A 998-nucleotide genomic window follows, 5' to 3' on the forward strand; every position below is an offset into this window, starting at 1 on the left:
AGTCTGGAGGAAACCTGAAGCGCTTTGATCGAATCGCCGCCAAGCTCGAAGAAATTGTCCCAAATCCCTACAGAACGAACGCCCAACACGGCTTGCCAGATTATGGCGAGCGTCTGCTCCACTGTCGTACGGGGTGCCACATAATCCGCGCCAGCAAATACGCTTTCCTCCGGTACTGGCAGCGCTTTGCGGTTCAATTTGCCGTTCGACGTCAGCGGCATCGTCTCAAGCGCCATCAGACGCGATGGCACCATATGCGACGGCAACGATTGCTGCAAATACGTTTGCAGCGCGGAGAGATCGAGCTCCTCGGCACATACCGCGTAGCCCGCTAAATATTTGTTTCCTTGCTCGTCTGCAAGGTCGATGACCACGGCCTGCTTGACGTCCGCGAAACGCAGCATCACGGTCTCGATTTCGCCAAGCTCGATGCGGTATCCGCGAATTTTCACCTGATGGTCGATCCGGCCGATAAAGTCCACATTGCCGTCCGCCATCCAACGCGCCAAGTCTCCCGTGCGGTACAGCCGCTCTCCGGCTATGTACGGATTAACCACGAACTTCTCGCTCGTCAGCTCCTGACGATTCAAGTAACCCCGCGCCACGCCTGGCCCGCCGATACACAGCTCCCCGGCCACGCCGACCGGAACGGGATTCAGGTGCGCATCCACGATATAGAATCGGGCGTTCAGCCATGCCTTGCCGATAGGTACAGAACCCACAGCCGGCAGCTTCGCCAGCGGCTCGTCATAGAAGCTGGAGTCAATCGCCGCTTCGGTCACGCCGTAGGCGTTGATGATGCGCACCTGCGAGCCGAAACGCTCCTGCAGTCTGCGGTAATCCCTCACACTGCAGCTGTCCGAGCTGGTAATCAACAGGCGCAGCGAGGAGATGTCCAGACCTTGACTTTCGATATGATCCATAAACGGAACGATCAGCGCTGGCGTCGATTCGAACACTGTAATCTGGTAATCGTGCAGCCAGCCGTACAAACGGGT

The 998-nt window shown here is 57.7% G+C and carries 1 protein-coding gene; it reads right to left on the reverse strand.

Going from position 1 to position 998, the window contains the following annotated elements; translation table 11 throughout:
- Window positions 1–998: non-ribosomal peptide synthetase (locus ABRS97_RS28015; RefSeq protein WP_367859148.1), on the reverse strand; the 998-nt coding region annotated here is incomplete at both ends.

It is taken from the genome of Paenibacillus tabacirhizosphaerae (assembly GCF_040812395.1).
Classification (GTDB): domain Bacteria; phylum Bacillota; class Bacilli; order Paenibacillales; family NBRC-103111; genus Paenibacillus_E.